The following is a 26,882-nucleotide window of genomic DNA, read 5'->3' on the forward strand; positions in this document are numbered from 1 at the left end:
ACCGAGGGCTGATCAGCCCAGCGAGACCAGGCGTGCGCCCCCGTCGGCTTCGATGACGGTGCCGGTCGTGCCCCCGTTCGTCGCCGCCAGCACCACCACCTCGGCGATGTCCTCGGCCGTGGCCACCCGCCGCGCGGGCAGAGCCTGCGCGGCCTGGGCGAAGTACTCCCGGCGCGCGTCCTCGGGCATGCCGCTCCACCACGGGGTGTCGACCAGCCCGGGCGACACCCCGTTGACGCGGATCGGCGCGAGTTCCACCGCCAGCGGCTTCACCAGTGCCTCGACCGCGCCGTTGATCGCGGCGATACCGGCGGTCCCCGGCATGCCCGCCCGTGCCGTGACGGCCCCGACCAGCGTGATCGAACCCGCCGGGGCGAGGTGCGGCAGCGCCGCCTGGATGGTGGTCAGATGTGCCCAGAACTTGGCGTCGAAGGCACGGCGGAGCATGCCGAGGTCCAGCTCCGCGATCGGGCCGACGCCTTCGCTCCCGCTGAGCGTGACGACGAGCCAGTCGATGGTGCCGATGCGCTCGGCGAGGGCCGTGATCGCCGCAGGATCGCCGCCGTCGGCCTGATGTCCGATCAGGCCCGGGTCGGTGGCGGCCAGGCCGTCGAGCCGTTCCTTGCCGCGCCCCGCGATGTGCACGGTGGCGCCCCGCTCCTGCAGGCGGCGCGCGGTGGCCAGCCCGATCCCCGAAGTACCCCCGACGATCAGGGCGGTCTTCTCGCTCATGGTGTTGCCTCTCCCAGGAAGTAATTCGAACCGAGACGTCTCGGTTCGCTTTACGCTAGCATGGGTCCCGATGAGCGACCAACCAGTTCCCGCGCGCCCCGGGCGCCACCGCAGCGAAGCAAGCCGCATGGCCATCCTCACCGCCGCCTACGAACTCACCGCCGAACTCGGCTACGCGGGCCTGACCATCGAAGGCATCGCCGCCCGCTCCGGCGCGGGAAAGCAGACGATCTACCGCTGGTGGCCGTCGAAGGCCGACGTACTCCTCGACGCGCTGGCGACCAAGGCGGACCTCTACGTCCCCATCCCCGACACCGGCGTCTACCGCCAGGACCTGCACGACTTCCTCGAAGCGAGCCTGGCCCTCGGCCGCAGACAGCCGGTGATCCACGCCCTGCGCGCCCTGATGGCACAGGCGCAACTCGACGAGGACTTCGGGCGACGCTTCCGCGAGAAGTTCCTCCAACGGCGCCGCGACGCGCTGGCGGTGCTCGTCGAACGCGCCCGCGACCGCGGCGACCTGCCACCCAGCCCCCCGGCGAAGGCCATCCCGGAAATCGTCTTCGGCATGACCTGGTATCGGCTCCTCGCCACGCGGGAACCCCTCGATTCCCACCTCATCGACACCCTCCTCGGCCTGCTCGCCCCGACAGGCCCCGACGAACGGAGCACCCCATGACGATCTTCATCACCGGCGCCACCGACGGCCTCGGCCGCGCGCTCGCCGAACGACTCGCCACCCAAGGCACACCCCTGATCCTGCACGGCCGCGATCCCGGGAAACTCGACGCGACCGCCGACGCCCTCCAGCACGCCACCGGTGAGCGGCCGCAAACCGCCGTCGGCGATCTCGCCGACCTGAACCAGGTACGACAGCTCGCCGCGCAGATCCGCGACCTGACCGACCGGCTCGACGTGTTCGTCAGCAACGCCGGCATCGGGTCCGGCCTCCCGGAGAGCCGGACCCGCCAGACCAGCGCCGACGGCCACGAACTCCGGTTCGCGGTCAACTACCTCGCCGGATTCCTGCTGACCCTCGAACTGCTGCCACTGCTGCGCCGCTCGGCCCCGGCCCGCATCGTCAACGTCGCCTCCATCGGACAACATCCGCTCGACTTCACCGACCTGATGATCGAGCGCGACTACAGCGGCACCCGCGCCTACGGCCAGAGCAAACTCGCACAGATCATGTCCGGCTTCGAACTCGCCGGACGCCTGCCCGCCGGCGAAGTCACCGTCAACAGCCTCCACCCCGCGACCTTCATGCCCACCAAGATCGTCCTCTCCGAAATCGGGTACACAATGGACAGTCTCGACGAGGGCGTGGCCGCCACCCACCGGCTCGTCACCGACGAAACGCTCACCGGCACCACCGGCCGGTTCTTCGACCGCAAGCGCGAAACCAGGGCCAACGCCCAGGCCTACGACCCCGCCGCCCGCCAGGAACTCTGGCGACGCAGCCTCGACCTCCTCGGCCACGAAGACCTCGTGCTCTGAAGGCCCGGGGCGTCGATCTCAGTCCTCGTCGGTCCGCGCCAGCACCAGGTCGAGCCCGTTCCCCCGCACGGCGACCACCAGATCGAAGGTCGCGCGGGTGACCGGGTTCCAGCCGCGCAACTGGCGCCCGTGCAAGGCAGACTGCTCATAGTCGCCGCTGGCGCACCACAGCGCGTCCGGTCCGAGCGCGTCGATCACCTCTTCTTCGAGGGCCCGAAGATCCGGATCGGCGAGCGGGTCGGCGCGGGATGGGTAGGCGAGCCCGGCACCGAGGATGCCGGCGACCCATCCGGTGGCCTGAGCCGAGTGGAACCGCACGGTGAGGCATTGGGCCAATTCGTCGGCATCCGAGACCACCAAGCGGCACACCGGGTTCAGGACGTCCCAGCACACCTCCGCCAGTGAGCGGTCCCCGTCCGCCGGTCGCAGCGCCGCGGTCACCACACCGACATCCCGCGCGGTCTGGTGCCGGGCCAGCCGGTTCTTCAGCGAAGCGCGCTTCTTGGCCACGCGCCACCCTATCCATCGGCCGAGCCGTCAACGATCTTCCCCGCACCGCGCGGAAGACAGGGTCCGGTCGAGAAGACGCAGCAGGCGGTCCCAATGGCGCTGCAATGCCGAAGCGTTGAAAGCGTCGGTGTCGGACATGGTGTAGCCGTGGATCGTGCCGGGATAGACCTCGGTGGTGTAGCGCACGCCCGCGGCATCCAGAGCCTGGTTGAGCTCGACGACGGCCTCCGGCCGCATATCGTTTTCGGAGAGGCCGAGATGGACTTCGGCGGTCAGCTCGGAGACGAGGCGATGCGGACTGTCCGGCGCACCGGTGACCAGGAAACCAGGGTGGAACCCGGCGACGGCGGCCACCAGGCCGGGGTGGGCCGCCGCGGTGCGCAGCGCCAACGCGGCGCCGAGGCAATAGCCGATCACAGCGACCGGTCCCGCACCGACCTCGGACCGGGCGGTGAGAAACCTGAGGTAGGCATCGGCGTCGCGCAGGATGTGTTCGGTGGTGTGCGCCTCGATCAAGGGCATCAACTCGGCGATGACCACGGGCCGGATCGCTTCCCCGATGTGCTCGGGAAGCTCGATCACCGGCGCCGGGCCTTGCCGGTAGTAGAGGTTGGGGACGAGCACGTAATACCCGTGCGCGGCCAGTTCGCGGGCCCTCCCCTCCAGCTCGGGCCGCAGGCCGAACGCGTCCGCATACAGCAGCACTCCCGGATGCCGCGCCCCATCGCCGGGAAACGCGGCAAAAGCGTCGGCCTCGCCGTCCGCGGTGGGAATCCGCAGGGTCTTGGTGGGCATGAATCCTCCTGTCGTGGTTGATGTGTAAGCGTGTGATCAACACGACGGAGGTGGAGCCCGCGCGGCAGCGCAGGATCCTCGATCGAACAGCGGGCCCGCACCGGCCCGTACGGCGCTCAGAAGAGCACCGGGTCACCGATCCGTGTGTGGCGCAATGCCGTCCCGGTAGTCATCGCCGTACAACCTAGCCCACCCGGGAACCGTTACGCCACCATCGGAACCAGCGCCCACGTCCGAAGTCCTTGTGCGCCAACCACTTCACGTCGCGAAACGCGTCACCCCGGCGAGCGGAGGTACGCTGTCACGCATGGTTCTCCGCGCTGGAGCGGCGCCTGGACGGTCCCCGGCGAGCACACCTGGCCTGCTGCTGCTCGACGTCGACGGCCCGCTGAGCCCCTACGCGGGCACCGACGCGGCCAAACAGGCGGCCGGATACCGCCAGTACCCGGTGAACCCGCTGTCCGGGAACGGACCGGAACCGCTCTGGCTGCACCAGGACCACGGGCCCCGGCTGCTGCGGCTCGCGAAGACCACCGGACTCGAAGTGGTGTGGTGCACCACCTGGGAGGACGACGCGAACCAGTGGATCGGACCACGGATCGGACTGCCGGAACTACCGGTGATCCACTTCCGGAACGTCACCTCGTGGAAGTTCGGAGCGGTCGCGCAGTACGCGCGAGGACGCCCGCTGGCCTGGTTCGACGACGACTTCGACCTGTTCCCCCACCAACTGGCCGAGTTCCAAGCGGCCCGACACGGTGTGCCGACCCTCCTGCACACCGTGTCGCCGTCCGAGGGCCTGCGCGAGGAAGACTTCGACGCCGTGGCCGAATGGGCCGCGACGCTCGCCGCCTGACCCCCGTCCGGGGTTCAGCGGCGCAGCATGACCTCGCGCCGCAAACGCGACAGCTTCTGCGGATTGCGCACCGAGTAGATCCCGGTGATGAGGCCGTCATCGACGCGCACCGCCAGCACGGTGTCAACCTCGCCACCGAACCGCAGGATCAGCGCCGGGTAGCCGTTGACCTGCGCCGTCTGCAGCGACCCCGCGGCGAGGTTCGCCAACCCGCTGGCGAGCAGACCGGCCACCGCATCGGCCCCGGCCACGGGCGCCAGCGCGGCCCGCGCGAGACCCCCACCATCACCCAGGAACACCACATCCGGGGCGAGGACGTCGAGCAGATCCCGCAAATCGCCGGTTTCGACCGCCCGCCGGAAAGCCGCGAGCGCGTCCCGGGTCTCGTCCGCGGAAACCACCCCGCGCGGCCGTCGCGCGGCCACGTGCGCCCGCGCCCGGTACGCCAGCTGGCGGACCGCGGCAGGGCTTTTCCCGACCGCCTCGGCGATCTCCTCATAACCCAGATCGAAGACCTCCCGCAGCACGAACACCGCACGCTCGACCGGCGCGAGGGTTTCCAGAACCAGCAGCATCGCCAGCGAAACGTGCTCGGCCAGCTCCACATCGGCGGCCACGTCGGGTGCCGTCAACAGGGGTTCCGGCAGCCACGGACCGACGTAGGACTCCTTGCGGCGGCCGAGTGCGCGCAGCCGGTCCAGCGCCTGACGGGTGGTGATCCGGACCAGGTACGCGCGCTGATCCCGCACGCCGGCCAGGTCCACACCGGTCCACCGCAACCAGGTTTCCTGCAGGACGTCCTCGGCATCGGCGGCCGAGCCGAGCATCTCGTAAGCAACGGTGAACAGCAGATTGCGATGGGCGACGAACGCCTCCGTGGCGGGGTCCGGCCGACCACCGCGATCGCCGGAAGTCATCCGCGCCGTGCCGTCCATGGGTAGCTCCTGTTTCCTCTCGGCTGCTTCCCCCACCTGACGCCGGAACCCGCCGCCGCATAACACGCAACGGTAGCGGCGTACGTCACAACGGGCCGGTGTTACGCGATCAAGGGCGCCGTCGTCTTGTGGTCGCTCAACCGAGCACCACGAGAAAGGACGAGTCATGGAACCCCGTTTCAACCTCAACGCCAACGAGCTCGGCGCCAAGATCGGCAAGCGGTTCGCCACCACCAGCGCGGCGATCATGCAGTCGTCGCTGCCGAAGTCGGTGATCGAGATGGTCGAGCTGCGCGCCAGCCAGATCAACGGCTGCGGCTTCTGCGTCGACGCCCACACCAAGGAACTGGCGGCCGCCGGTGAGCCCGCGGTGCGCGTCAACCTGGTCGCCGCCTGGCGCGAGTCCACTGTGTTCACCGAGGCCGAGCAGGCCGCGCTGGCGCTCGCCGAGGAGGGCACCCGGCTCGCCGACGCCCACCACGGTGTGTCCGACGAGACCTGGGCCGAGGTGTGCAAGCACTACGACGACGACCAGATCGCCGCACTCGTCTACCTGGTCGCCATGATCAACGCCGCCAACCGCCTCCTGGTGATCACCCGGACCAAGGGCGGTTCCTACCAGGCAGGCACGTTCGACCAGGCGGCGAGCTGACCCGCACGCCCATCCCGGCGCCAGCCGTGAGGGGTCCCCTCACAGTCACTTTCGACCGTGAGGGGACCCCTCACGGCGCACCGCGGCCGTCATGGCCTCGGTTCCGCCGTTGCCGCGGCCCGGATCTCGGCCGGACTGGCGTTGCCACCCGTGCACATCAGCACCACCTTCCGCCCCGCGAACCGGTCCCGGTACCCGTCGAGCGCAGCGAGCGGCGCGGCCCCGGCACCTTCCGCGAGGACGTGGGCCTCCCGCAACAGCCTCGCCTGCGCCCGGGCGATCTCCTCGTCGGACACGAGCAGGAAATCGGCCAGCCGGTCCCGCAGCAGTTCCTGGGTCAGGGCGAATCCCGAACCGGTCGCCAGACCCTCCACCACCGTCTCGTTCGGACGGTGCACCGGAGTCCCGGCACGCCACGAATCGTGAGCCGCGGGCGAGGCCGACGACTGCACCGCGAAGATCTCGCACCCGGGCGCGACCGCCGCCGCCACCAGGCAGGCCGCCGCCGCACCCGATCCGCCGCCCACCGGAACCACGATCGCCTCGACGTCCGGATCCGCCTCGAAGACCTCCAGGTACGCCGTCGCCACGCCCGCGATGAGCGCCGGTTCGTCGGCCGCACTCACCAGCCGCAGACCGCGGTCCTTCGCGAGGCGCTGGGCATGCTCCCGCGCGTCGTCGAACGTCGCTCCGTACTCGACCAGTTCCGCGCCGAGTGCCCGCACCGCCGCCGCCTTGGCCGGGTTCGGACGCTCCGGCATCACGATCGTGCAGGGCATTCCGTACCGCGCGGCGGCATGGGCGAGCGACTGCGCGTGGTTGCCGGTCGAGTAGCCGACCACGCCCGGTCCGTCGAGCCCGGCGAGCAGGTTGAGACCGCCGCGCACCTTGAACGCGCCGGTCGGGTGCAGATTCTCGTGCTTGATCAGCACACCGGGACCGAGCGCGGGACAGGCCCGCAGCGGCGTGGGCGTCAGTTCGGTGGCGAGCAATCGCCGTGCCCGCAGCACGTCGGTCATCGTGGGGAGGGAAAGCATGCTCCCAGGCTCACACGCTCCGATTCATCAGTCCAATGCCGGTATTCGAAGATTCCATCGAATCCGTCTATGCTTCGCGCCGTGGATCTGAACCGGCTCCGCGTGCTGGTGGCGGTGGCCCGCACCGGCTCGGTCACGGCCGCGGCCGAAGCGCTGCACTACGCCCAGCCCTCGGTCAGCCATCACCTCGCCCGGCTCGAAGCCGAGGCCGGCCTGCCCCTGCTCCAGCGCGCCGGACGGGGCATTCGCCTGACCGAGGCCGGGCGTCTGCTCGCCACCCGTGCCGAGGAGATCCTCGGCCAGGTCGAATCGGTCCACGCGGAACTGGCCGCACACGCCGGTCTGCGCGCGGGACGCGTGCGGCTTGCCGCCTTCCCCTCGGCACTGGCCACCGTCGTGCCGCCCGCGGCGGCCCGCCTGGCGACCGACCACCCCGGCATCGAACTGGCCCTCACCGAGGCCGAGCCACCGGAAGCCCTCACCGCCCTGCGCAACGGCGACGTCGACCTCGCCCTGATCTTCGAGCACGGTGTAACCCCGGCCGCGGACCGGCGCGCCATCCGGACGACCACCCTGCTGACCGAACCCCGGTACCTCGTGACACCGCGCGAGCGGAACTGGGACGGCCCCCGCGAGGCGCTGGCCACCTACGCCGGGGAACGATGGATCGCCGGCTGCCCCCGCTGCCGCACCCATCTGCTCGACGCCTGCCGCCAAGCCGGGTTCACGCCCGAGATCGCTTTCGAGACCGACGACTACGTCGCGGTCCAGTCCCTGGTCGCGGCGGGACTCGGCGTCAGCACCCTGCCCGGACTTGCCCTCCTGGCCAGCCGGGACCCGCGGATCCGGCTGGACCGGTTGCCCGGCGACGAACGCCAGGTCCTGGCCGCCACCTACGGAAACTCGGCCCCTTCGCTTCCGGTGCAGGCTCTTTTGATGGCCTTCGGCCAGACCTGCCACGGGCAGGTCTGGCCGTAACAACCCGCGCTGTATAGGTCGTTATACACCTTTCTGCCGACGGTCACGCCAGGTCTTCGAGCAGGTGATGCCGTCCATCAGCAGGTCGAGCAACCGCTCCGCTTGCTCGCGCTGAGGGACGGCTCCGGTTACGAGAGTGACGCCCGCCAGAGCCGCAAGGATGTCGCTGGAGGGCACGTCCTGCCGGATCACCCCCTGGGTGATCCCGGCGAGACGGAACTCCTCGACCGCACCGGTCAGCTGCTCGCGCGTCTGCGAGCTCAGCTGCGCGTCGCTGCGCAGGAGCGACTTGAGCGTGTCGGCCATGCCGTGCTTGGCGACAAGGTAGTCCAGCACCTCGGACATCCATGACCTGAGAGCCCGGTCGGCGGGCAGCTCACCGAGCAGCGCCGAAGCCCGGCCGGCGAGACGGGAGGTCTCGTAGCGGTAGGTGGCGTCGACCAGCTGCTCCCGCGTCGGGAAGCGCCGGTACAGGGTGCCGATCCCGACCCCCGCGTCCTTGGCGATCTGCTTCAGGGTCGCGGCCGCGCCGTCCCGGGCGAAAGCCTGGGCGGCCGCCGCGAGCAGCTTGTCCTCGTTGGCTCGCGCGTCGGCCCGCGTGGGCCGGACGGACGGATCGGTCATGTGCGCCTTCCTTGCCACTTGCTATCCGGAGTCGGCTCCGTCTATCGTTACGGCACCAAGCGGAGCCGACTCCGCTAATCGGGACGATAGCAGGTGACCCACCGGCCGTTTCCGTCCCGCCGCCACGTCCGCAGAAGGGCCGTCCACACCATGCAGTACCGCACGCTGGGAAGTACCGGAGTCCAGATCAGCTCGCTGTGCCTGGGCTCGATGATGTTCGGCAGGTGGGGGAACCCCGACCACGACGAGGCGACCGCCATCATCCGCACCGCACTCGACGCGGGCGTCAACATCATCGACACGGCCGACGTGTACTCGGACGGCGAGTCCGAGGTCATCGTCGGGAAGGCCATCGCCGGACGGCGCGACGAAGTCGTCCTGGCCACCAAGGTGTCCAGTCCGATGGGCCCCGGTCGCAACGAACGCGGCGCCTCACGGCGCTGGATCGTCCGGGCCTGCGAGGAGAGCCTGCGCCGCCTGGACACCGACCACATCGACCTCTACCAGGTGCACCGGCCTGATCCGGCCACCGACCTCGACGAGACCCTGGGCGCGCTGACCGACCTCGTCCGCGCGGGAAAGATCCGCTACGCGGGATCCTCGACGTTCTCCCCCTCGACGATCGTGCAGGCGCAGTGGACCGCCGAGCGACGGCAGCGTGAACGCTTCGTCTGCGAACAGCCTCCGTACTCCCTGCTGGCCCGGGGCGTCGAGGCCGACGTGCTGCCCACGTGCGAGACATACCGGATGGGAGTGCTCGCCTGGAGCCCGCTGGCCGGGGGCTGGCTGTCCGGCCGCTGGCGGCGGGACGCGGCCAGCCTGTCCAGCCACCGCACCCGGACGATGTCCTTCTCGACCACGTTGGCCCACTACGACCTGGACATCCCGGGCAACAAGGCCAAGCTCGACGCCGCCACCGAACTCGCCGGAATCGCCAAGGAAGCCGGCCTGACGCTGATCCAGCTGGCGCTGGCGTTCGTCACCACCCACCCCGCGGTCTCCGCGGCGGTCATCGGCCCCCGCACCGCCGAGCACCTGCGGGGAGCGCTGAGTGCCGCGGACATCACCCTGGAGCCCGCGGTACTCGACCGCATCGACAGCGTCGTGGCACCCGGCATCGACATCAATCCCGAGGACACGGGCTACGGCGCGGCCGTCCTCGCCGATCCGAAGCGGCGACGCCGTGCCGCATGAGGGCCCGGCCGAGTCCGGCTAGCGCGAGTTCGAGATGCCGAAGAGCAGCTTCCACGGCAGCACCGCGGACTCCAGCTGCACGCCCAGGCTCATCTTCGACTCACCTTCGGTTCGCTCGTCGAAGCGGATCGGGATCTCCGCGATCCGCGTTCCGCAGCGCACCGCGCGGTAGTTCATCTCCACCTGGAAGGCGTACCCGCTGCTCTGGATCGCCGAGAGGTCGATCTTGCGCAGGGTTTCGGCCCGCCAGGCCTTGAAACCCGCGGTCGCGTCCTTCACCCGCAGCCGCAGGATCGTGTTGACGTAGAGGTTCGCCCACGCCGACAGGGCACGCCGGTGCCAGGGCCACTCCCCCGCCACCGAGCCACCGGGCACATACCGGGACCCGAGCACGACCCCCGCGTCCGAGGTGGACAGTTCGGCGACCATGCGCGGGATCGCCTCGGCCGGGTGCGAGAGGTCGGCGTCCATCTGGATGACGATGTCGGCCCCCTCCTCCAGCGCCCGGGTGATACCGGCGACGTAGGCCCGGCCGAGACCGTCCTTTTCGGTCCGGTGCAGCACGCCGAAGGTCTCCGGCGAATCGGCCGCCAGCTTGTCGGCCACCTCGCCGGTGCCGTCCGGCGAGTTGTCGTCCACGACGAGCACGTGCAGATCGGGCACCTCGAGCGCGGCCAGCATGCCGGCGAGCCGGGGCAGGTTGTCCCGCTCGTTGTAGGTCGGGACGACGACCGTCACCTTTGGGATGCGCTCCCCCATGATCATTCCTCTAGCTCGCCTGCACGGACGGGGTTACCGTATCGGACCGCCTGGCGGCGGCCCTGAGCGGCGCCGTATAGGTCGTTATACACTGGCCTCGGCCGCGGGGTAGAGGCGCCCCATCAGCTCCAGGACCTCGGCGATCATCCTCCGTGCCCGGACCCGCGTCGGCGCGATGGCCACCTCGCGGCCCGCTTCGGTGGCCATCGCCGTCAGGCACAGCACCAGCACCTCGCTCAGCGGCCGCGAAGGACCGTTGAGCAGCACCGAGTTGGCCTGCAACCAGTCGCGGAACCGCTGGCGCGTCAGCACCCCGAACCCCGCGGGCCCGCCCCCGGACAGAAACACCTTCGCCAGGTCCCGCTCCTCCCAGCAGCCCTCGAGATAGGCCCCGGTCCCGACGACGAACAGGCGAAGGGCGTCGCCCTCCCCCTTCGCCAGCGCGGCCTTCACCGCGCGGGCGGAGCGGTGCTGCTGCCGCCGCTGATACTCCTGGTAAAGGGTGATGTACAGATCGGACTTGGCGGCGAAGTGGTGGTACAGACTGCCGATGCTGGCCCCCGCCCGCTCGGCGATGTCGAGCATGGTGGCGTCGTCGTATCCCGAGGCCGTGAACACCTCGCGTGCCGCCTCCAGCAGCGCCGCACGCGTGATCTGCGCCCGCCTGCTCCCCACCACGTCACCCATACCCCGATTCTGCCCGATGTGAGGAACCGCGACGGACAGGGCCGCTTCCGGTGCGTGGGGGCGGGCACCGCACCGCGGCCGCCCGCCCCCACGTCGTTCACGCCCCCGGGATCCCGTTGGCGGGCGCCGTGGGCTGGACCACCGAGTACGGCACCACCGCGGAGTCCCCGTCATCCGTCGTCAGCGCACTGCCCTGCGCCACCTGCCGTCCACCTTGGACGATCGCGATCTGGCCGCCGGTGAAACCCGCGTGCGAGGAAGCGCTATACCGGAAGGGCACCAGACCGGGTCCGGTGAACCCGCCCTTGTTCAGCGCGTCGATCAGGCTCTGCCGCGTCGGCGTCTTACCGGCCGCCTGCAACGCCTGCACGAAGGTGTAGGCATAGGACATCGCGTAGACCACGTTGCCGTCGAAGGGGATGTCCGGGATGTACTGGTCGTGGATCTTCTTGAACAGCGCGGTCCACGAGTTGCCCACATCGTCGGTGGCGGGCAGGTAGGCACTGGTGACCAGGCCCTCGATGAGGTCGGACCCGCGCACCGCGCTCCCCGCCTTCTTGGCGAAGCTTTCCAGCAGTCCCGACACCGTCGTCGGATCGGCCCCCACGCTCGAGGCCACCAGTTTCGGGTTGTAGCCCAGCTTCAGCGCGCCGAGCTTGAACAGCGCGGTGTAGGCCGGGATGCTCTCCAGCACCACCACGTCCGCGCCCGAACGCGCGATCGCCGCCACCTGGGGGCCGATGTCGGTGTTACCCGGCTGGTACGGCTGCCGCGACACCACCTGGGACTGGTCGACGAACTTGTCCAGACCCTTCATGCCGTCGTGCCCGAAGTCGTCGTCCTGGTAGAAGTAGGCAATCTTCTTCCCGGCGAAGGTCTTCTTCACGTAGTCACCGAGGATCTTGCCCTCCACCGTGTAGTCCGGCTGCCAGCCGTAGGTGTAGGGATGCTGCTGCGGCGAGTCCCAGCAGGTGCAGCCCGAGGCCACGAACAGGTCGGGCACGCGGGAGCTGTTGAGGAAGTCCACCACCTTCGTGTGCGTCGGCGTGCCCAGCGAGCCGAGCATCGCGAACACGTTGTCCTGCAACACCAGTTGCTTGGTCAGCGTCACCGTCTGCGCCGGGTTGTACCCGTCGTCGACGTACTTGAAGGTGATCTTGCGACCGTTGATCCCACCCGCGGCGTTGACGTAGTCGAAGAACGCCTTCGCGGCCGGGCCCTGTTCGCTGTACCCCGGTGCGGCGGGACCGGTCAGCGGCAGTGTCCCGCCGACGGTGACCGTCGTGTCGGTCACCCCCGGTGTGTTCCCGCCCCCGCTGCCGGCGCACCCACCTGCCGTCAGTGCGATCGCCGCGGCCAGCGCGACCGTCACGCGCGTCCGTCTCCAAGCGGCCAATTTTCTCTCCTCACAGTGATTCATCGTCGAACAGCGGTACGGAGAAGGCGGCCCACCCGGCGGACGCCGGACTGGATGCCGCCGGGGAACAGCACGATCACCACCATCAGCACCACGCCGTAGAGCACCAGCGGCACGTTGGCGTAGATCTCCCTCGGCAGGTTCGCCGCCTGCGCGAGTTCGGTGGACCAGTTGGGCAGCAGGGTCACGATCACCGCGCCGTACACCGCACCGGCGAGGCTGCCCAGCCCGCCGAGCACCGCCGCGGTAAGCAGCGACAGCGACAGGGTCAGCGTGAACGCCCCGGGCGCGGCCAGGTTGTTGACCAGCGCGAACAGCCCGCCCGCCAGTCCGGCGCAGCCCGCGCTCACCGAAAAGGCCAGGATCTGCGTCCGTGCCACCGAAACCCCCGACAGGGCCGCGGCGTCCTCGTCCTCACGGACGTAGCGCATGGCCCGCCCCAGCGGGCTGCGGATCAGGTTCGCCAGCAGGAACAGGGTCACCACCAGGCACAACCCGGCAATCCAGGACTGCCACCGCTCCACCGGGAAGGACTCCCCCAGCGCCGCCGGCGGGGGCGGTGACGTGACGATCAGGCCGTTCGCGCCACCGAGCACCGCCCGCAGGCCGTGGTAGTCGGCCAGCGCGGGCAACCCGACGGCGAGCGCGAGCGTGGCCCCCGCCAGGTAGGGCCCGCGCAACCGCGCGGCGGCCACCCCGACCAGTGCGCCCAGCGCCGCGGTCACCACGACCGCCGCGACGAGCACCACGGCCGTCGGCCACTGCTGGTGCTGCAGCAGGAGCGCCGAGGTGTAGGCGCCCACCGCGACGAACGCGCCGTGCCCCAGCGAGATCTGTCCACTGAGGCCGGACAGCACGGTCAGTCCCGCGGTCGCGATCGCCAGGTAGGCGATCTGCGCCAGCTGGAGGTTCGCGAAGGCGTCCAGCGAAACCGAAAGCACGTAGTAGCCGAGCAGCCCCAGCAGGGACCAGACCAGGTGACGGACCAAAGTGGACTCCCGCCACAGCCGTGCCACCGCGTTGCCCTGCCGGGCCCCGCCGGGCCGTTCGATCGCCGCGGTCATACCCGCCTCCGCACGCCGTGACCGAACAAACCGTTGGGGCGCACCATGAGTACGACGATCAACACGACCAGAGCTCCCAGAGTGACGATGTCCGAACCGAAATAACCCGACACGTAGCCGAGCACCAGGCCGAGGAACAGCCCGCCGATCACCGCGCCCGGCGGGCTGTCCAGCCCGCCGATCACCGCGGCCGTGAACCCGAAGACGAGGGTCGCGTCGAAGGCCGTCGGGCTGACGAAGGTGCTCGGCGCGATCAGCACGCCCGCCACCGCGCCCACCACCGCCGCCAGCGCCCAGCCCACGGTCAGCATGCGGCCCACCCGCACCCCCAGCAGGCGCGCCACCTCCGGGGCGAACGCCGCCGCGCGCATCTTCAGCCCCAGCGACGTGTGCCGGAACACCAGCGCCAGCGCCGCCATGATCCCCAGTACCACCAGGATCACCCACACATCGTTGGGAGAGAACAACAACTGGTGCCCGGCGACGCGGAACCCCGCGATGGAGAACGCCGGCGGGTAGGACCGGGGCGTGCCCCCGAACAGCATGCCCGCCAGGCCCTGCAGCAGCACGAGCAGACCGAAGGTCACCACCACCGCGTCCAGCGGCGAGCGCTTCTCGACCGGCCGAACGAGCACCCGTTCCACCACCGCGCCCAGCACCAGCCCGCCCGCGACCGCCACCGCCAGCGCGAGCCAGTACGAACCGCCGTGGCCGAGGACGGTGCCGGCCAGGGACGTGGTGACCATCAGCATCCCGCCCTGGGCGAAGTTGACGATCCGGGTGGACCGCCAGATCAGCACCAGTGCCAGCGCCACGGCGGCGTAGACCGCACCACTGGTCAGCCCCGACAGCGTCAAATCCAGGAATCGGCCCATCACATCTCCAGGTAGGCGCGTCGTACACGGTCGTCGGCCGCCAGGCTCGCGGCCGTGTCGTCGGCCACCTTCCGGCCGAGATTGAGCACCACCGCCCGGTCCGCCACCGACAGTGCGGTCCCGGCGTTCTGCTCGACCAGCAGCAGGGTCAGGCCCGTTTCGGCACGCAGGGATTCCAGCGTCGCCACGATCTGCGCCGCCGTGCGCGGGGCGAGGCCGAGCGACGGCTCGTCGAGCAGCAGCAGCCGGGGGCGGCTCATCAGCGCACGCCCGATGGCGAGCATCTGGCGTTCCCCGCCGGACAGCGTTTCCGCCCGCCGCCGTCGCCGCTGTTCGAGCGCCGGGAACAGCGAGAACATCCGCGCCACCCCGGTTTTCAGCCACTGGCGGTCGCGAAGCCACAGACCGCCGAGTTTCAGGTTCTCCTCGACGGTCAGTTCGACGATCACGCCGCGCCCCTCGGGCACGTGCGCGATCCCCTGGCGGACCAGGTCTTCGGGAGCGGCGCGCGTGATGTCGCGCCCGGCCAGCCGTACCGTGCCCGCCTTCGCCGCCACCAGGCCGCTGATCGTGCGCAACAGGGTGGTCTTGCCCGCGCCGTTGACCCCCAGCACCGCGGTGATCGATCCTTCCGCCACGGTCAGGTCGACCCCGTCCAGCGCGCGCACCGGACCGTATCCGGCGACCAGGCCACTGACCTCAAGCACCGGCCACCTCCACCGGCTCGCCGAGGTAGGCGCGCTGGACCGCGGGATCGGCCCGGATCTGTTCCGGGGTCCCCCGCGCGATCACCTGCCCGAAGTCCAGTACCACCAGCTGATCGCACAGCCGCATCACGAAATCCATGTGGTGCTCCACCAGCATGATCGTGGTGTCGCCGCGCAGGCCCAGCACCAGTTCGGCCAGCTCCGCGGTCTCCCCCGCGGACAGCCCGGCCGCGGGCTCGTCCAGCATCAGCAGCTTCGGCGCGCTCACCAGTGCCCGCGCGAGTGCCACTCTTTTCCTTGTCCCATAAGGAAGACCACCACAGATCCGGTCCGCCTCGGCGGCGATGCCCAGCCGCTCGAGCATGGTCATCGCCTCCGCGCGCAGGCGCCGGTCGTGCCGCTGCGCCCACGGCGCGGCGAGCAGCGCACCGGCCACCCCGCCGCGAGCGCGATGCGACGCGCCCGCGATCACGTTGTCCAGCACGCTCAGGCCGGGGAACAGGCCGAGGCCCTGCAGCGTGCGCGCGATCCCCAGCCGGGTCAGGCGGTGCGGGCCGATCCCGCGCAGCGAGTGACCGTCGAAGGTGAGGGAACCGGCGCCGGGCCGGACGAAACCGCAGATCGTGTTGAACAGAGTGGTCTTCCCGGCCCCGTTCGGGCCGATCACCCCGAGCACGGCACCGCGTGGCACGGCCACCGAAACCCGGTCGAGCACCCGAAGTCCGCCGAACGAAACGCTCAGCTCCTCCGCGCGCAGCAAGGGAGAACCATCGGCCATTCCTGACACCACCGCCTCGTTGCAGTGCGGGCCACGCGGACCCGTTGTCCGAATCTGATTCGGTTTGCGGCGAAGAGTACAGCGCGAATCTCCCCTTGCCCAGACTCAAAAATCCGGCCAAGGATCTCGGTTCGGCATCCAACCGCCGGGCGAGGCTGGCGCCAGTCCTAGAACCGGGTTCTACTGTGGGCGTGACACGAACCGGAGCGCCGCCATGCGGGGTCCTGCCCGGGCCTGGGAGAGCCGTGAAGGGTCTTCACGGTCAAATCGACTGTGAAGGGACCCTTCACGGCAAGTCCCGAACCGGGACACGGGCGCGAAAAACAGGGGCGCGGCGTCCGGGAGGACGCCGCGCCCCTGTCGAAGAGAAAGCCGGCCAAGGCCGGCGGGGTCACTGCTGCTGGGCCAGCTCTCGCCGCACCTCGTCCATGTCGACCTCACGGGCCTTGCCGATGAGCTCCTCCAGGGCCGGTTCCGGCAGCGCGCCGGGCTGGGCGTAGAGCACCACGCCGTCCCGCACGATCATCAGCGTCGGAATCGAGGAGATGCCGAACGCACCGGCGAGTTCCTGCTGCGCCTCGGTGTCCACCTTCCCGAACGTGAGGTCCGGGTGCCGCTCGGAGGCACCCTCGAACACAGGGGCGAACATGCGACAGGGGCCGCACCAGGAGGCCCAGAAGTCCACCAGCACCATGCCGGAGGTGCCGACCTTCTCGTCGAAGTTCTCCTTCGTCAGCTCCACCGTCGCCATTTCAGCCCTCCTGATAGGTACCTGCCGGGGTATTCTGCCCCTGTCAACGCCGGTGGGACCGATTTGATTCCCGCCGAACCGCGGGCGCTCCCCGGCGGGAGAGCCGGTCAGGCCGACTGGATCGGCAGCTTCCCCGCGTCCCGGTCCGCGCGAAGCTGCGTCTTCAGCACCTTACCGCTGGGATTGCGGGGCAGCGCGGGCACGATCGCGATGCGGCGCGGGCGCTTGTAGCGGGCCAGGCGTTCGGTGCACCAGGCCTCCAGATCCGCCGCCGTCGGCGGATCGCCCGCCTCGCGGGGGCTGATCACCGCCAGCGGCGTCTCCCCCCACTTCTCGTCCGGCATCGCGATCAGCGCCACCTCGCCGATCTTGGGATGCGCGGCGAGCACGTTCTCGACCTCGGCGCAGTAGATGTTCTCCCCACCCGAGATGATCATGTCCTTCTTGCGGTCGACCACGTAGTAGTAGCCGTCCTCGTCCTGGCGCACCAGGTCGCCCGAGTGGAACCAGCCGCCCCGGAACGCCTCGGCGGTCTCCGCGGGCTTGTTCCAGTACTCCTTCATCACCATCGGACTGCGGTAGACGATCTCCCCGACCTCACCGGGCTTCACGTCGTTCATGTCGTCGTCGACCACGCGGACCTCGACGTTGAGCAGCGGCGTGCCGACCGAGCCGATCTTGCGGATCGAGTCCTCGCCGCGCAGCAGCGTCGTGATGGGGCTGCACTCGGTCTGGCCGAACGCGGTGGTGACCTCGGCCTGGGGGAAGCTCGCGATCAGGGTGCGCAGCAGGGTGGTCGAGGCCGGGGCGGCGCCCCAGGAGATCCGCCGCAGGGCCGACAGGTCCCGCCGGCCGATACCCGGCACCGCGCAGATCGCCTGCCACTGCGCCGGGACCAGGAAGCACGAGGACACCCGTTCCCGTTCCAGCAGGTCCAGCACCGCCACCGGATCGAACTGCCCCGACGGCAGCAGCACGGTCCGGCCGCCGACCAGGAGGTTGGGCAGCAGGCCGGACAGTCCGGCGATGTGGAACAGCGGTGCCGCGGCGAGCCAGACCTTGTCCTCCGGCCCGGCACCGAGATGCGCCATGTTGCTGAACGCGTGCATCAGCAGGTTGTGGTGGGTGAGCACGGCCCCCTTCGGGCGCCCGGTGGTGCCCGAGGTGTACATGATGAACGCGGGGTCCTGCTCGTCCACCGTCAGCTCGTCGAACTCCGGCGATGCCGCGGCGAGGGCGGCCTCGTAGTCTTCCGCACCGTCCTCGGCGCCCTCGTGTTCGCGGCCGAACACCAGCCAGGGCCCGGTGTGCCCGGCCTTCTCGCGCGCCTTCGCCATCAGCGCGGCGAGCGGGCCGTGCACGACGATCGCGCTCGCGCCGCTGTCTTCGAGCACGTAGGCCACTTCGTCGGCGACGAGCCGGAAGTTCACCGGGACGCAGATCGCGCCGAGCCGGGTCGACGCGAAGTAGGTCTCGAGCACTTCCAGGGTGTTCAGCCCGAGCACCACGACGCGGTCGCCGTAGCCCACCCCGCGTTCGCGCAGCGCGTTGGCGAGCCTGCTGACCCGCCCGTCGAACTCCCGGTAGCTGCGGCGGAGCTCGCCGAAGGTGAAGGCCGCCTGCTCCGGAGAGGTCCGCGCGTGCCGGGCGAGCTGGTCCCCCATGGTCATCCCCCGGCCGAGCAGGCGCGGGATCTCGGTTGGTGCTGGCATCGGCCACCTCGACGCTGGTGTGACGGCGATTACTTGCGTCAACTTAGAGCCGTACCGTAGAAACAGTCAACGTTGACTGTAAAAGTCTTCGGCACCTGTGGGCTCAACGAGGAGGACGGATGGACATCGCAGGCGGGGTCGCACTGATCACCGGCGGGGCGTCGGGACTGGGACTCGCCACCGCACGGCGGCTGCTCGGTGCGGGCGCCACCGTGGTGCTGCTGGATCTGCCGTCCTCCGCGGGCGAGCGCGTGGCCAAGGAACTGGGCGACGGCGCGCATTTCGCCCCCGCCGACGTGACCAGCGAGGAGCAGGTCGCCGGGGCGCTCGACGTCGCCGACGCGGCCGGTCCGCTGCGGGCGGTGGTCAACTGCGCGGGCACCGGCAACGCGCAGCGCGTGGTCGGCAAGAAGGGCCCGTTCCCGCTCCCCGACTTCACGCGGATCGTGAACATCAACCTGATCGGCACCTTCAACGTGATCCGGCTGGCCGCGGAACGGATGCTGCGGCACGAGCCGGTCGGCGAAGAGCGCGGCGTCATCGTCAACACCGCCTCGGTCGCCGCGTTCGACGGCCAGATCGGGCAGGCCGCCTATTCCGCGTCCAAGGGCGGTGTCGTGGGCATGACCCTGCCGATCGCCCGTGACCTCGCCGGCCACCTCATCCGCGTGGTCACCATCGCGCCGGGACTGTTCGACACGCCCCTGCTCGCGGGCGCGCCGGAGGAGGTCAAGAAGTCGCTCGGCGAGCAGGTGCCGCACCCGAAGCGGCTCGGCGACCCCGACGAGTTCGGTGCGCTGGCCGCGCACATCGTGGCCAACCCGATGCTCAACGGCGAGGTGATCCGCCTCGACGGCGCCATCCGGATGGCCCCCCGCTGACGCGCCGGTCAGCCGTAGAACGCGCGTTCCGGTCCCTGGCCGTAGAGCAGGTGGTGGGCGAGGGACTTCCAGAGGGCGACATGGGGGTCGGTGGCCGGGGGGCGGTCTTCGAACGCGTAGGGCATCGCGGCGCCGCGCATGCTGGTGAACAGCACCTCCCGCAGCTGGGGGAAGCGCGGGTGGGCGCACACCACGGGGCCCCAGATCCGGTCGGTCACCTCGCGGATCGACTCCCGCAGCGCCCGCTCCGCCGGCCGCAGCGCCGCGGCCAGTGCGGGGTTGGTGCGGGCCGCGGTCCACAGTTCGATGGCGGCCCAGAAATGCGGCTCACCGAAGGTGCTCCACAGCAGTTCGATGCACCGGTCGACGCGGCGCGGGCCGTCGGGCTCGCCCGCCAGCGCCTCGGCGAGGCGCTGCTCGGTCTGGCGGAGCCGGACGCTGGCCAGATGCTGGACGGCCGCCACGAGCAGGCCGTCCCGCGACGGGAAGTGGTGCAGCAGGCGTCCGCGCGAAACGCCCGCCTTGGCCTGGATGGCCAGTGTCGAGGCGCCGGAGTAGCCGAGTTCGACCAGGCAGTCGACGGCGGCGTCGAGGATCAGGGCACGGCTGTCCGCCGTGCGCTCCTCACGCCGACGCGGCGCCGTCTCGGTTCCGGTCACCGCGTCAGCGTAACGCCGCGACGGCAAAACAGTCGGTGTTGACTGTTCCGGGTGTGACTTGCCACGCTCGAAGCCGACCGAAGGGTTCAAGGAGGAGCCGCATGTATCCGGGTACTTACGCCGACACCGATCCGGACCGCCCCGCGCTGATCATGGCGGGCACCGGGGACCGGCTCACCTATCGTGACCTCGACGAACGCTCCACGCGCCTGGCCAACGCGCTCACCGCCGCCGGGCTGGGCCGGGGCGAGGTGATCGCGTTGCTGACCGACAACTCGCCGCGCGCCTACGAGGTGTACTGGGCCGCCGTCCGCTCCGGCCGTTACCTCGCCGCGGTCAACAGCCACCTGTCCGCGGCGGAGGTCGCCTACATCGTCGCCGACTCCGGGGCGAAGGTGCTCGTGGTCTCCGCCGTGCTGGACGAGCTCGCCCGCGAGGTCGCTGGGCTGGTGCCGGACGTGCAACTCCTTCTCGCCTACGGCGGTCCCGTCGAGGGCTACCAGGATTTCGACTCTGTGCTCGCCGCGGCCTCGCCGGAGCGGCCCGCGGACCAGCCCGCCGGCGCGGACCTGCTGTACTCCTCCGGCACCACGGGGCGCCCCAAGGGAATCAAGGTCGAACTGGAGGATCGCCAGGTCGACGAGCCGGGCGACACGCTCAGCCCGATCCTCAAGATGCTCTACGGGTTCGGCGAGGACACCGTCTACCTCTCCCCCGCCCCGGTCTACCACGCGGCACCGCTGCGGTTCGGCGCCTCCGTGCACCGGCTCGGCGGCACCCTGGTGATGATGGAGCGGTTCGACCCGGAAGCCGCGCTGCGCGCGATCGAGCGTTACCGGGTCACGCACAGCCAGTGGGTGCCGACGATGTTCGTCCGGATGCTCAAACTTCCCGAAGCGGCACGCACCCGCTACGACCTGTCGAGCCATCGCGTCGCGGTGCACGCCGCCGCGCCCTGCCCGGTCGAGGTGAAGCGCGCGATGATCGACTGGTGGGGCCCGGTGCTGTTCGAGTACTACAGCTCCACCGAGGGCAACGGGATGACCTTCATCGGGCCCCAGGACTGGCTGGCCCACCCGGGCTCGGTCGGCCGCGCCGCGCTGGGCGTGCTGCGCATCTGCGACGACGAAGGCAACGAACTGCCCGCAGGCCAGGTCGGGACCGTCTACTTCGAACGCGAGGAGACGCCGTTCAGCTACCTCGGCGACCCCGACAAGACGCGCGAGGCGCAGCACCCCCGGCATCCGTCCTGGACCACCACCGGCGACCTCGGCTATCTCGACGAGGAGGGCTACCTCTACCTCACCGACCGCAAGGCGTTCATGATCATCTCCGGCGGGGTGAACATCTACCCGCAGGAGGTCGAGGACGCGCTCGCCCTGCACCCGGCGGTGCTCGACGTGGCCGTGATCGGGGTCCCCGACCCCGAGATGGGCGAGGCGGTCAAGGCGGTCGTGCAGCCCGCGCCCGGCGTCGCCGCCGGAGCGGAGTTGGCGGCCGAACTCCTGGACTACGTGCGCGGGCGGATCGCGCACTACAAGGCGCCGCGCAGCATCGACTTCGTGGACGAACTTCCCCGCACCCCCACCGGGAAACTGGTGAAGCGGCGATTGATCGAACGGTACGCGGCCCCGGTCGCGTGAAGAGATTTCCAACCACTGAGGAGGAACCGTGCGAGACGCGGTCATCGTGGCGGCGGTGCGCAGCCCCGTCGGCAAACGCAACGGAGGGCTGTCCGGGATCCATCCGGCCGAGCTGTCCGCCCAGGTACTGACCGGGCTCGTCGAGCGCACCGGCATCGACCCCGCCGTGATCGACGACGTGATCTGGGGCTGTGTCGGCCAGGCCGGTGAGCAGACCGGGGACATCGCGCGCACCGCGGTACTCGCCGCGGGGTGGCCGGAATCGGTGACCGGGGTGACCATCGACCGGCAGTGCGGCTCCTCGCAGCAGTCGGTGCACTTCGCCGCCGCCGGGCTGATCGCCGGGCAGTACGACGTGGTGGTCGCCGGCGGGGTGGAGTCGATGAGCCGCGTGCCGATGGGCTTTTCCTCGCAGGGCGCGAATCCGCTCGGCGAGCGGTACCTCGCCCGCTACGGCGGGGTGCGGCCCAACCAGGGCATCGGGGCGGAGATGATCGTCGAGCGCTGGGGCTTCACCCGCAACCAGGTGGACGAGTTCAGCCTCGCCTCCCACGAAAAGGCCGCCGCAGCCCAGGATTCCGGCGCCTTCGACGAGGAGATCGTGCCGGTGACGACCCCCGAGGGCACCGTCGTCTCGGCCGACGAGGGCGTGCGGCGCGGCGGCACCCTGGACAAGCTCGCGGCGCTGAAACCGGCGTTCCGCGAAGACGGCGTGATCACCGCGGGCAACAGCTCGCAGATCAGCGACGGCAGCGCGGCGCTGCTGATGACGACCAGCGAGAAGGCCGCCGAGCTCGGCCTGCGGCCGCTGGCCAGGGTCCACACCGCCGTGCTGGCCGGTGACGATCCGGTCATCATGCTCACCGCCCCGATCCCGGCCACCCGCAAGGCACTCCAGCGCAGCGGACTGTCTATTTCGGACATCGGACTGTTCGAGGTGAACGAGGCCTTCGCTCCGGTGCCGATGGCGTGGCTCGCCGAGACCGGTGCCGATCCCAAATCGCTCAACCGCAACGGCGGGGCGATCGCGCTCGGGCATCCGCTCGGCGGCAGCGGGGCCCGGCTGATGACCACGCTCGTGCACCAGATGCGCGCTTCGGGCATCCGCTACGGGCTGCAGACCATGTGTGAAGGCGGCGGTCAGGCCAACGCGACCATCCTGGAGTCACTGTGACCAACGGCGAAGAACCCTCGTTCCGCACCCGCGTGCGCGACTGGCTCGCGGCGAACGTGCCGGAGACCGACCCGCAGGCCCCGGTGCCGGAAATGCTCAAGACGGCCAAGCGGTTCCAGGCCGCCCTCTACGACGCGGGGTTCGCCGGCATCACCTGGCCCGCCGAGTACGGCGGAGGAGGGCTCACCGCGGCCGAACAGCAGATCTTCCACGAGGAGGCCGCGGCCTACGATCTGCCCACCGGTGTGTTCATGATCAGCATGGGCATGTGCGGCCCCACCCTCGTCGACCTCGGCACCCACGAACAGAAGGCGCGGTACGTGCCCCCCCTGCTCAGGGGCGAGGAGGTCTGGTGCCAGCTGTTCTCCGAGCCGGGCGCCGGATCGGACGTGGCGAGCCTGCAGACCCGCGCCGAACGCGACGGCGAAGGCTGGGTGATCAACGGGCAGAAGGTCTGGACCTCCGGCGCGCAGCACGCCGACTACGGCGCCCTGCTCGCCCGGACCGACCCGGACCAGCCCAAGCACAAGGGCCTGACCATGTTCATCGTGGACATGCACGCGCCCGGGGTCACCGTGCGCCCGCTGCGGGACATGACCGGGCGGGCGCCGTTCAACGAGGTCTACTTCGACGGGGTGCGCCTGCCCGCGGACGCGGTGCTCGGCGGTGTCGGCGGCGGCTGGGCGGCCGCGGTGACCATGCTCGGGCACGAGCGCGTGTCCATCGGCGGGTCGGTGCGGCGCCGCTACGACCCGCTGGCCTACCGCAACCTCGTCGCGCTGGCCCGCGAACTCGGGCGCCTCGACGATCCCCTCGTGCGGGCCGAACTCGCCGCGCTCTACGCCGCCGAGCGGGCCCTTTCGCTGTTCAACGCGCGGCTGCGGCAGGAGGCCGACGCCGGTTCGCCGCCCGGGGCCCGCGGCTCGGTGGCGAAACTGTCCGGTGCCGAACTGCTGTGGCGCGCCACGCGGGTCGCCGGGCTCATCGCCGGAATGCACGCCGCCGCCTGGGATCCCGCCTCCACGGCGGGAGAGGAACTCGCGGTGGCGATCAACGCCACGCCGTCGTCGAGCATCGCGGGCGGCACCAACCAGATCCAGCGGAACATCATCGGGGACCGGATCCTCGGCCTGCCGAGGGAGCCCGCGGCCGACCGCGACATCCCGTTCCGTCACCTGCGCGTCGGCACGCAGGGCTGAGAAGGGAGACGCGACATGCGGCTGGTGCTGGACGACGAACAGCGGCAACTCCGCGCCACGGTGCGGAAACTCCTGGCGGACCACGCCGGGAGCGCCCGGGTCCGCGAGATCATGGACAGCCCGCAGGGCTACGACCGCGAGCTGTGGCAGCGCATCACCGGCGAACTCGGCCTCGCCGGGCTGGTGGTGCCGGAGGAACACGGTGGCGCGGGCGCGGGGCACGCCGAGCGGGCGATCGTGCTCGAAGAACTGGGCCGGACGCTGGCGCCGGTGCCGTTCTTCGCTTCGGCCGTGCTCGCGGTCGACGCGGCGCAGGCGGCAGGCGACCACGAACTGGTGTCCCGGCTCGCCTCCGGGGAAACCATCGGCACGGTGGCGGTGTCCGAAACCTGGGGGCCCGTGCCCGCCACGGCGCGCGAAACCGGCGGTGGCTGGGTGCTCGACGGCCACGCCCCACTGGTGATCTCCGGCGACATCGCGGACGTGGTGCTGGTCTACACCGGTGCCTGGTTCGCCGTCACCGAGGGATTCACGCGCACGACGCTGCGCACGCTCGACCCGACCCGCCGGATCGCGCGGCTCGAGTTCTCCGCCACGCCCGCCCGCAGGCTCGCGGATGCGCCCGCGATCCTCGACCGGGTGCGGGACCTCGCGGCGGTCGCGCTCGCCGCCGAGCAGGTCGGCGGCATGGGGCGGGTGCTGGAGATGACGAACGAGTACGCGAAGGTGCGGGTGCAGTTCGGCCGCGCCATCGGGTCCTACCAGGGCGTCAAGCACCGGCTCGCGGACCTGTACTGCGCGTGTGAACAGGCGGAATCCCTGCTGCGGCACGCCGTCTGGACCGCCGACCACGATCCCGAGGGGCTGCCGCTGGCGGCCGCCACCACCCAGGCCTACGCCGGGCCCGCGTACTTCCAGGCCGCCGCGGACGGCGTCCAGTTGCACGGCGGCATCGGCTACACCTGGGAACACGACGCACACCTGTACTACAAGCGCGCCAAGACCAGCGAACTGCTGCTGGGCACGGCGGACCGGCAGCTGGCCCGGCTCGCCCGCCTCCTCGACCTGGAGCCGGCATGACCGGCACGGTGCTGGTCTCGGCCGACGGCGCGGTCGCGACGATCACGCTGAACCGGCCGCACCGCAAGAACGCGCTCGACGCGGAGACCTGGGCCGGGCTGCACGAGGCGATCCGGGCCGTGGGCGGCGATCCGGAGGTGCGGGTCGTCGTGGTCACCGGGGCCGGCGGCGACTTCTGCGCGGGGGCGGATCTGAGCGGTGACCGCGAGGGGCAGCATCCCCTGGCCAGGATGCGGTGGATCAACGAGATCGCGCTCAGCCTGCACGAACTGGACAAACCGACGATCGCGAAGGTCGACGGGGTCGCCGTCGGCGCGGGCTGGAACCTCGCGCTCGGCTGCGACCTCGTGGTGGCCACCCCGAGTGCCCGGTTCAGCCAGATCTTCGCCCAGCGCGGTCTTTCCCTCGATTTCGGCGGCTCCTGGCTGCTGCCGAAACTCGTCGGGATGCAGCAGGCGAAACGGCTGGCGCTGCTCGCCGAGTTCCTCGACGCCGAGGAGGCGGCCCGCCTCGGCCTCGTTACCTGGGTGAAGCCCGAGTCCGAACTGGACACCTTCGTCGCTGGGCTGGCGAGGCGGCTCGCCGCACTGCCCCCGGTCGCGCTCGCCCAGTCGAAATCCCTGCTGCACCAGGGCGCGGACTCGACCCTGCGTGAGGCGCTCGAGAACGAAGCCCGGGCGCAGGCGGTCAACTTCGCCACGGAGGACGCCCCGGCGGCGTTCCGCGCCTTCCTCACCAAGTCCGACGCCGTCTACACCGGACGGTGGGCCGTGAAATGAGTCCGATGACGGAATACGAAGAGATCCTCTACGCCGTCGAGGACGGTGTCGCGACGATCACCTTGCACCGCCCGGACCGGCTCAACGCGTTCACCGCCCGCATGGCGAAGGAACTGGCGGACGCGTTCGACGCGGCGGACGGCGACGACGGCGTCCGGGTGGTGATCGTGACCGGCGCGGGCCGGGCCTTCTGCGCCGGCGCCGATCTCGGCCGCGGCGCGGGCACGTTCGACCACGGCGAGGCGGTCGACGAGGCGCGCGCGAGCTTCGGCGAGATCGACGGCGTCCCGCGCGACGGCGGCGGCACCGTGTCGCTGCGCATCGCGGCGGCCCGCAAACCGGTGATCGGGGCGATCAACGGCGCCGCCGTGGGGGTCGGTGTCACGATGACGCTGCCGATGGACATCCGGATCGCGGCCGAATCCGCCCGGTTCGGATTCGTCTTCGCGCGGCGCGGCATCGTGCCCGAGGCGGCCTCCTCGTGGTTCCTGCCGCGCGTCGTGGGCATCTCCCAGGCGATGGAGTGGGTCGCCACCGGCCGGGTGTTCGGGGCCGCCGAAGCCAGGGCGGGAGGGCTGGTCTCCCGGGTCGTCCCCGACGCGGAACTCCTGCCCGCCGCGCGGGCGATCGCGCGGGAGATCGCGGACAACACCTCGGGGGTGTCGGTCGCGGTCGCACGGCAGCTGATGTGGGGGATGCTCGGTTCCCCCACGCCGTGGGAAGCACACCGGCTGGATTCGAAGGCGATGTACGAGCTCGGCGCGGGCGGTGACGCCGCTGAGGGCGTCACCGCCTTCCTGGAGAAGCGGCAGGCGAAGTTCCCGCTGCGGGTCAGCCGCGACTACCCGGCCGCCCTCCCGCCCTGGCCCCGGCCCTGAGGTTCCGCGCGCCCCACGGCGCGTGGGCC

29 protein-coding genes are annotated in these 26,882 nt (G+C 70.7%); 13 read left to right on the plus strand and 16 right to left on the minus strand.

Going from position 1 to position 26,882, the window contains the following annotated elements:
- Positions 1-12 precede the first annotated feature (12 nt).
- Positions 13-732: an SDR family oxidoreductase gene (locus tag ORV05_RS15900; protein ID WP_268759269.1), complete on the minus strand. Its 720-nt coding sequence runs from the start codon at positions 730-732 to the stop codon at positions 13-15.
- A gap of 70 nt (positions 733-802) precedes the next feature.
- Between ORV05_RS15900 and ORV05_RS15905 the strand changes: the two genes are divergently transcribed.
- Positions 803-1,411: a TetR/AcrR family transcriptional regulator gene (locus tag ORV05_RS15905; RefSeq protein ID WP_268759270.1), complete on the plus strand. Its 609-nt coding sequence runs from the start codon at positions 803-805 to the stop codon at positions 1,409-1,411.
- Positions 1,408-2,229, plus strand: coding sequence for an SDR family NAD(P)-dependent oxidoreductase (locus ORV05_RS15910; RefSeq protein WP_268759271.1), 822 nt, complete (start codon positions 1,408-1,410; stop codon positions 2,227-2,229). The genes ORV05_RS15905 and ORV05_RS15910 overlap by 4 nt, the downstream gene beginning before the upstream one ends.
- Positions 2,230-2,247: 18 nt before the next feature.
- Here ORV05_RS15910 and ORV05_RS15915 read toward each other — a convergent pair whose 3' ends face one another.
- Together ORV05_RS15915 and ORV05_RS15920 are read right to left on the minus strand one after the other, a co-directional pair.
- On the minus strand, positions 2,248-2,739 hold the full coding sequence (locus ORV05_RS15915; protein WP_268759272.1) for a hypothetical protein: 492 nt from the start codon (positions 2,737-2,739) through the stop codon (positions 2,248-2,250).
- Between the two features lie 27 nt (positions 2,740-2,766).
- Positions 2,767-3,534 carry a dienelactone hydrolase family protein gene (locus ORV05_RS15920; RefSeq protein WP_268759273.1) on the minus strand — a complete coding sequence of 256 codons (768 nt, stop codon included), beginning with the start codon at positions 3,532-3,534 and terminating at the stop codon, positions 2,767-2,769.
- Positions 3,535-3,841: 307 nt separating this feature from the next.
- Here ORV05_RS15920 and ORV05_RS15925 point away from each other — a divergent pair, with 307 nt between their 5' ends.
- The gene (locus ORV05_RS15925) at positions 3,842-4,390 is read left to right on the plus strand and encodes an HAD domain-containing protein (protein WP_268759274.1); all 549 of its coding nucleotides are present in this window, start codon (positions 3,842-3,844) and stop codon (positions 4,388-4,390) included.
- 14 nt (positions 4,391-4,404) lie between these two features.
- Here ORV05_RS15925 and ORV05_RS15930 read toward each other — a convergent pair whose 3' ends face one another.
- On the minus strand, positions 4,405-5,325 hold the full coding sequence (locus tag ORV05_RS15930) for an RNA polymerase sigma-70 factor (protein WP_268759275.1): 921 nt from the start codon (positions 5,323-5,325) through the stop codon (positions 4,405-4,407).
- 166 nt (positions 5,326-5,491) lie between these two features.
- Between ORV05_RS15930 and ORV05_RS15935 the strand changes: the two genes are divergently transcribed.
- Positions 5,492-5,977 carry a carboxymuconolactone decarboxylase family protein gene (locus ORV05_RS15935; protein ID WP_268759276.1) on the plus strand — a complete coding sequence of 162 codons (486 nt, stop codon included), beginning with the start codon at positions 5,492-5,494 and terminating at the stop codon, positions 5,975-5,977.
- 89 nt (positions 5,978-6,066) lie between these two features.
- On the opposite strand, the gene ORV05_RS15940 is transcribed toward ORV05_RS15935, so the two are convergent.
- Positions 6,067-7,014 carry a threonine ammonia-lyase gene (locus ORV05_RS15940; protein ID WP_268759277.1) on the minus strand — a complete coding sequence of 316 codons (948 nt, stop codon included), beginning with the start codon at positions 7,012-7,014 and terminating at the stop codon, positions 6,067-6,069.
- Between the two features lie 81 nt (positions 7,015-7,095).
- Here ORV05_RS15940 and ORV05_RS15945 point away from each other — a divergent pair, with 81 nt between their 5' ends.
- Entirely contained in the window at positions 7,096-7,992 is an 897-nt protein-coding gene (locus ORV05_RS15945; RefSeq protein ID WP_268759278.1) for a LysR family transcriptional regulator, read from the plus strand.
- A 21-nt stretch (positions 7,993-8,013) separates the two neighbouring features.
- Here ORV05_RS15945 and ORV05_RS15950 read toward each other — a convergent pair whose 3' ends face one another.
- Positions 8,014-8,616: a TetR/AcrR family transcriptional regulator gene (locus tag ORV05_RS15950; protein WP_268759279.1), complete on the minus strand. Its 603-nt coding sequence runs from the start codon at positions 8,614-8,616 to the stop codon at positions 8,014-8,016.
- 150 nt (positions 8,617-8,766) lie between these two features.
- Here ORV05_RS15950 and ORV05_RS15955 point away from each other — a divergent pair, with 150 nt between their 5' ends.
- Positions 8,767-9,810 carry an aldo/keto reductase gene (locus tag ORV05_RS15955; protein ID WP_268759280.1) on the plus strand — a complete coding sequence of 348 codons (1,044 nt, stop codon included), beginning with the start codon at positions 8,767-8,769 and terminating at the stop codon, positions 9,808-9,810.
- A gap of 18 nt (positions 9,811-9,828) precedes the next feature.
- On the opposite strand, the gene ORV05_RS15960 is transcribed toward ORV05_RS15955, so the two are convergent.
- From ORV05_RS15960 to ORV05_RS16000, 9 genes are all read right to left on the minus strand, one after another.
- Entirely contained in the window at positions 9,829-10,569 is a 741-nt protein-coding gene (locus ORV05_RS15960) for a polyprenol monophosphomannose synthase (protein ID WP_268759281.1), read from the minus strand.
- Positions 10,570-10,653: 84 nt separating this feature from the next.
- Positions 10,654-11,256, minus strand: a complete 603-nt coding sequence (locus ORV05_RS15965; protein WP_268759282.1) for a TetR/AcrR family transcriptional regulator — start codon at positions 11,254-11,256, stop codon at positions 10,654-10,656.
- 97 nt (positions 11,257-11,353) lie between these two features.
- Positions 11,354-12,652: an ABC transporter substrate-binding protein gene (locus ORV05_RS15970; RefSeq protein WP_268759283.1), complete on the minus strand. Its 1,299-nt coding sequence runs from the start codon at positions 12,650-12,652 to the stop codon at positions 11,354-11,356.
- A gap of 20 nt (positions 12,653-12,672) precedes the next feature.
- Complete coding sequence (locus ORV05_RS15975) at positions 12,673-13,737, minus strand: branched-chain amino acid ABC transporter permease (RefSeq protein ID WP_268759284.1); 1,065 nt, start codon at positions 13,735-13,737, stop codon at positions 12,673-12,675.
- Positions 13,734-14,612 carry a branched-chain amino acid ABC transporter permease gene (locus tag ORV05_RS15980; RefSeq protein WP_268759285.1) on the minus strand — a complete coding sequence of 293 codons (879 nt, stop codon included), beginning with the start codon at positions 14,610-14,612 and terminating at the stop codon, positions 13,734-13,736. Before ORV05_RS15980 ends, ORV05_RS15975 begins: the two co-directional genes overlap by 4 nt.
- Positions 14,612-15,319, minus strand: coding sequence for an ABC transporter ATP-binding protein (locus ORV05_RS15985; RefSeq protein ID WP_268759286.1), 708 nt, complete (start codon positions 15,317-15,319; stop codon positions 14,612-14,614). Before ORV05_RS15985 ends, ORV05_RS15980 begins: the two co-directional genes overlap by 1 nt.
- Entirely contained in the window at positions 15,312-16,097 is a 786-nt protein-coding gene (locus ORV05_RS15990) for an ABC transporter ATP-binding protein (RefSeq protein WP_268759287.1), read from the minus strand. Before ORV05_RS15990 ends, ORV05_RS15985 begins: the two co-directional genes overlap by 8 nt.
- A 391-nt stretch (positions 16,098-16,488) precedes the next feature.
- Entirely contained in the window at positions 16,489-16,848 is a 360-nt protein-coding gene (trxA, locus tag ORV05_RS15995; protein ID WP_268759288.1) for a thioredoxin, read from the minus strand.
- Between the two features lie 107 nt (positions 16,849-16,955).
- The gene (locus tag ORV05_RS16000; RefSeq protein ID WP_268759289.1) at positions 16,956-18,560 is read right to left on the minus strand and encodes a long-chain-fatty-acid--CoA ligase; all 1,605 of its coding nucleotides are present in this window, start codon (positions 18,558-18,560) and stop codon (positions 16,956-16,958) included.
- A gap of 119 nt (positions 18,561-18,679) precedes the next feature.
- Between ORV05_RS16000 and ORV05_RS16005 the strand changes: the two genes are divergently transcribed.
- Entirely contained in the window at positions 18,680-19,441 is a 762-nt protein-coding gene (locus ORV05_RS16005; protein ID WP_268759290.1) for a 3-hydroxyacyl-CoA dehydrogenase, read from the plus strand.
- Positions 19,442-19,449: 8 nt separating this feature from the next.
- Here the strand turns inward: ORV05_RS16005 and ORV05_RS16010 are convergent, their stop codons facing one another.
- The gene (locus tag ORV05_RS16010; RefSeq protein ID WP_268759291.1) at positions 19,450-20,100 is read right to left on the minus strand and encodes a TetR/AcrR family transcriptional regulator; all 651 of its coding nucleotides are present in this window, start codon (positions 20,098-20,100) and stop codon (positions 19,450-19,452) included.
- A 101-nt stretch (positions 20,101-20,201) separates the two neighbouring features.
- Here ORV05_RS16010 and ORV05_RS16015 point away from each other — a divergent pair, with 101 nt between their 5' ends.
- Genes ORV05_RS16015 through ORV05_RS16040 form a run of 6 tightly spaced genes read left to right on the plus strand, consistent with a single transcriptional unit; the run spans position 20,202 to position 26,853 of the window.
- On the plus strand, positions 20,202-21,743 hold the full coding sequence (locus ORV05_RS16015; protein WP_268759292.1) for an acyl-CoA synthetase: 1,542 nt from the start codon (positions 20,202-20,204) through the stop codon (positions 21,741-21,743).
- Between the two features lie 28 nt (positions 21,744-21,771).
- Positions 21,772-22,917, plus strand: coding sequence for a thiolase family protein (locus tag ORV05_RS16020; protein WP_268759293.1), 1,146 nt, complete (start codon positions 21,772-21,774; stop codon positions 22,915-22,917).
- Complete coding sequence (locus ORV05_RS16025; RefSeq protein WP_268759294.1) at positions 22,914-24,116, plus strand: acyl-CoA dehydrogenase family protein; 1,203 nt, start codon at positions 22,914-22,916, stop codon at positions 24,114-24,116. The genes ORV05_RS16020 and ORV05_RS16025 overlap by 4 nt, the downstream gene beginning before the upstream one ends.
- 15 nt (positions 24,117-24,131) lie before the next feature.
- A complete protein-coding gene (locus tag ORV05_RS16030) occupies positions 24,132-25,196 on the plus strand; it encodes an acyl-CoA dehydrogenase family protein (protein WP_268759295.1) in 1,065 nt (354 codons plus the stop codon).
- Positions 25,193-25,975 (plus strand): enoyl-CoA hydratase/isomerase family protein, encoded by a 783-nt coding sequence (locus ORV05_RS16035; RefSeq protein WP_268759296.1) that lies wholly within the window; start codon positions 25,193-25,195, stop codon positions 25,973-25,975. The genes ORV05_RS16030 and ORV05_RS16035 overlap by 4 nt, the downstream gene beginning before the upstream one ends.
- Positions 25,976-25,980: 5 nt before the next feature.
- Positions 25,981-26,853, plus strand: a complete 873-nt coding sequence (locus ORV05_RS16040; RefSeq protein WP_268759297.1) for an enoyl-CoA hydratase-related protein — start codon at positions 25,981-25,983, stop codon at positions 26,851-26,853.
- The last annotated feature ends 29 nt before the right edge of the window (positions 26,854-26,882 follow it).

Source organism: Amycolatopsis cynarae (assembly GCF_026802195.1).
GTDB classification, from domain to species: domain Bacteria; phylum Actinomycetota; class Actinomycetes; order Mycobacteriales; family Pseudonocardiaceae; genus Amycolatopsis_E; species Amycolatopsis_E rhizosphaerae.

Coding starts and splice junctions, on each gene's coding strand:
- ORV05_RS15900 (WP_268759269.1), bottom strand. CDS start 732: ATGAGCGAGAAGACCGCCCTGATCGTCGGGGGTACTTCGGGGATCGGG.
- ORV05_RS15905 (WP_268759270.1), top strand. CDS start 803: ATGAGCGACCAACCAGTTCCCGCGCGCCCCGGGCGCCACCGCAGCGAA.
- ORV05_RS15910 (WP_268759271.1), top strand. CDS start 1,408: ATGACGATCTTCATCACCGGCGCCACCGACGGCCTCGGCCGCGCGCTC.
- ORV05_RS15920 (WP_268759273.1), bottom strand. CDS start 3,534: ATGCCCACCAAGACCCTGCGGATTCCCACCGCGGACGGCGAGGCCGAC.
- ORV05_RS15925 (WP_268759274.1), top strand. CDS start 3,842: ATGGTTCTCCGCGCTGGAGCGGCGCCTGGACGGTCCCCGGCGAGCACA.
- ORV05_RS15930 (WP_268759275.1), bottom strand. CDS start 5,325: ATGGACGGCACGGCGCGGATGACTTCCGGCGATCGCGGTGGTCGGCCG.
- ORV05_RS15935 (WP_268759276.1), top strand. CDS start 5,492: ATGGAACCCCGTTTCAACCTCAACGCCAACGAGCTCGGCGCCAAGATC.
- ORV05_RS15940 (WP_268759277.1), bottom strand. CDS start 7,014: ATGCTTTCCCTCCCCACGATGACCGACGTGCTGCGGGCACGGCGATTG.
- ORV05_RS15950 (WP_268759279.1), bottom strand. CDS start 8,616: ATGACCGATCCGTCCGTCCGGCCCACGCGGGCCGACGCGCGAGCCAAC.
- ORV05_RS15955 (WP_268759280.1), top strand. CDS start 8,767: ATGCAGTACCGCACGCTGGGAAGTACCGGAGTCCAGATCAGCTCGCTG.
- ORV05_RS15960 (WP_268759281.1), bottom strand. CDS start 10,569: ATGGGGGAGCGCATCCCAAAGGTGACGGTCGTCGTCCCGACCTACAAC.
- ORV05_RS15965 (WP_268759282.1), bottom strand. CDS start 11,256: ATGGGTGACGTGGTGGGGAGCAGGCGGGCGCAGATCACGCGTGCGGCG.
- ORV05_RS15975 (WP_268759284.1), bottom strand. CDS start 13,737: ATGACCGCGGCGATCGAACGGCCCGGCGGGGCCCGGCAGGGCAACGCG.
- ORV05_RS15980 (WP_268759285.1), bottom strand. CDS start 14,612: ATGGGCCGATTCCTGGATTTGACGCTGTCGGGGCTGACCAGTGGTGCG.
- ORV05_RS15990 (WP_268759287.1), bottom strand. CDS start 16,097: ATGGCCGATGGTTCTCCCTTGCTGCGCGCGGAGGAGCTGAGCGTTTCG.
- trxA (WP_268759288.1), bottom strand. CDS start 16,848: ATGGCGACGGTGGAGCTGACGAAGGAGAACTTCGACGAGAAGGTCGGC.
- ORV05_RS16000 (WP_268759289.1), bottom strand. CDS start 18,560: ATGCCAGCACCAACCGAGATCCCGCGCCTGCTCGGCCGGGGGATGACC.
- ORV05_RS16005 (WP_268759290.1), top strand. CDS start 18,680: ATGGACATCGCAGGCGGGGTCGCACTGATCACCGGCGGGGCGTCGGGA.
- ORV05_RS16015 (WP_268759292.1), top strand. CDS start 20,202: ATGTATCCGGGTACTTACGCCGACACCGATCCGGACCGCCCCGCGCTG.
- ORV05_RS16030 (WP_268759295.1), top strand. CDS start 24,132: ATGCGGCTGGTGCTGGACGACGAACAGCGGCAACTCCGCGCCACGGTG.
- ORV05_RS16035 (WP_268759296.1), top strand. CDS start 25,193: ATGACCGGCACGGTGCTGGTCTCGGCCGACGGCGCGGTCGCGACGATC.
- ORV05_RS16040 (WP_268759297.1), top strand. CDS start 25,981: ATGACGGAATACGAAGAGATCCTCTACGCCGTCGAGGACGGTGTCGCG.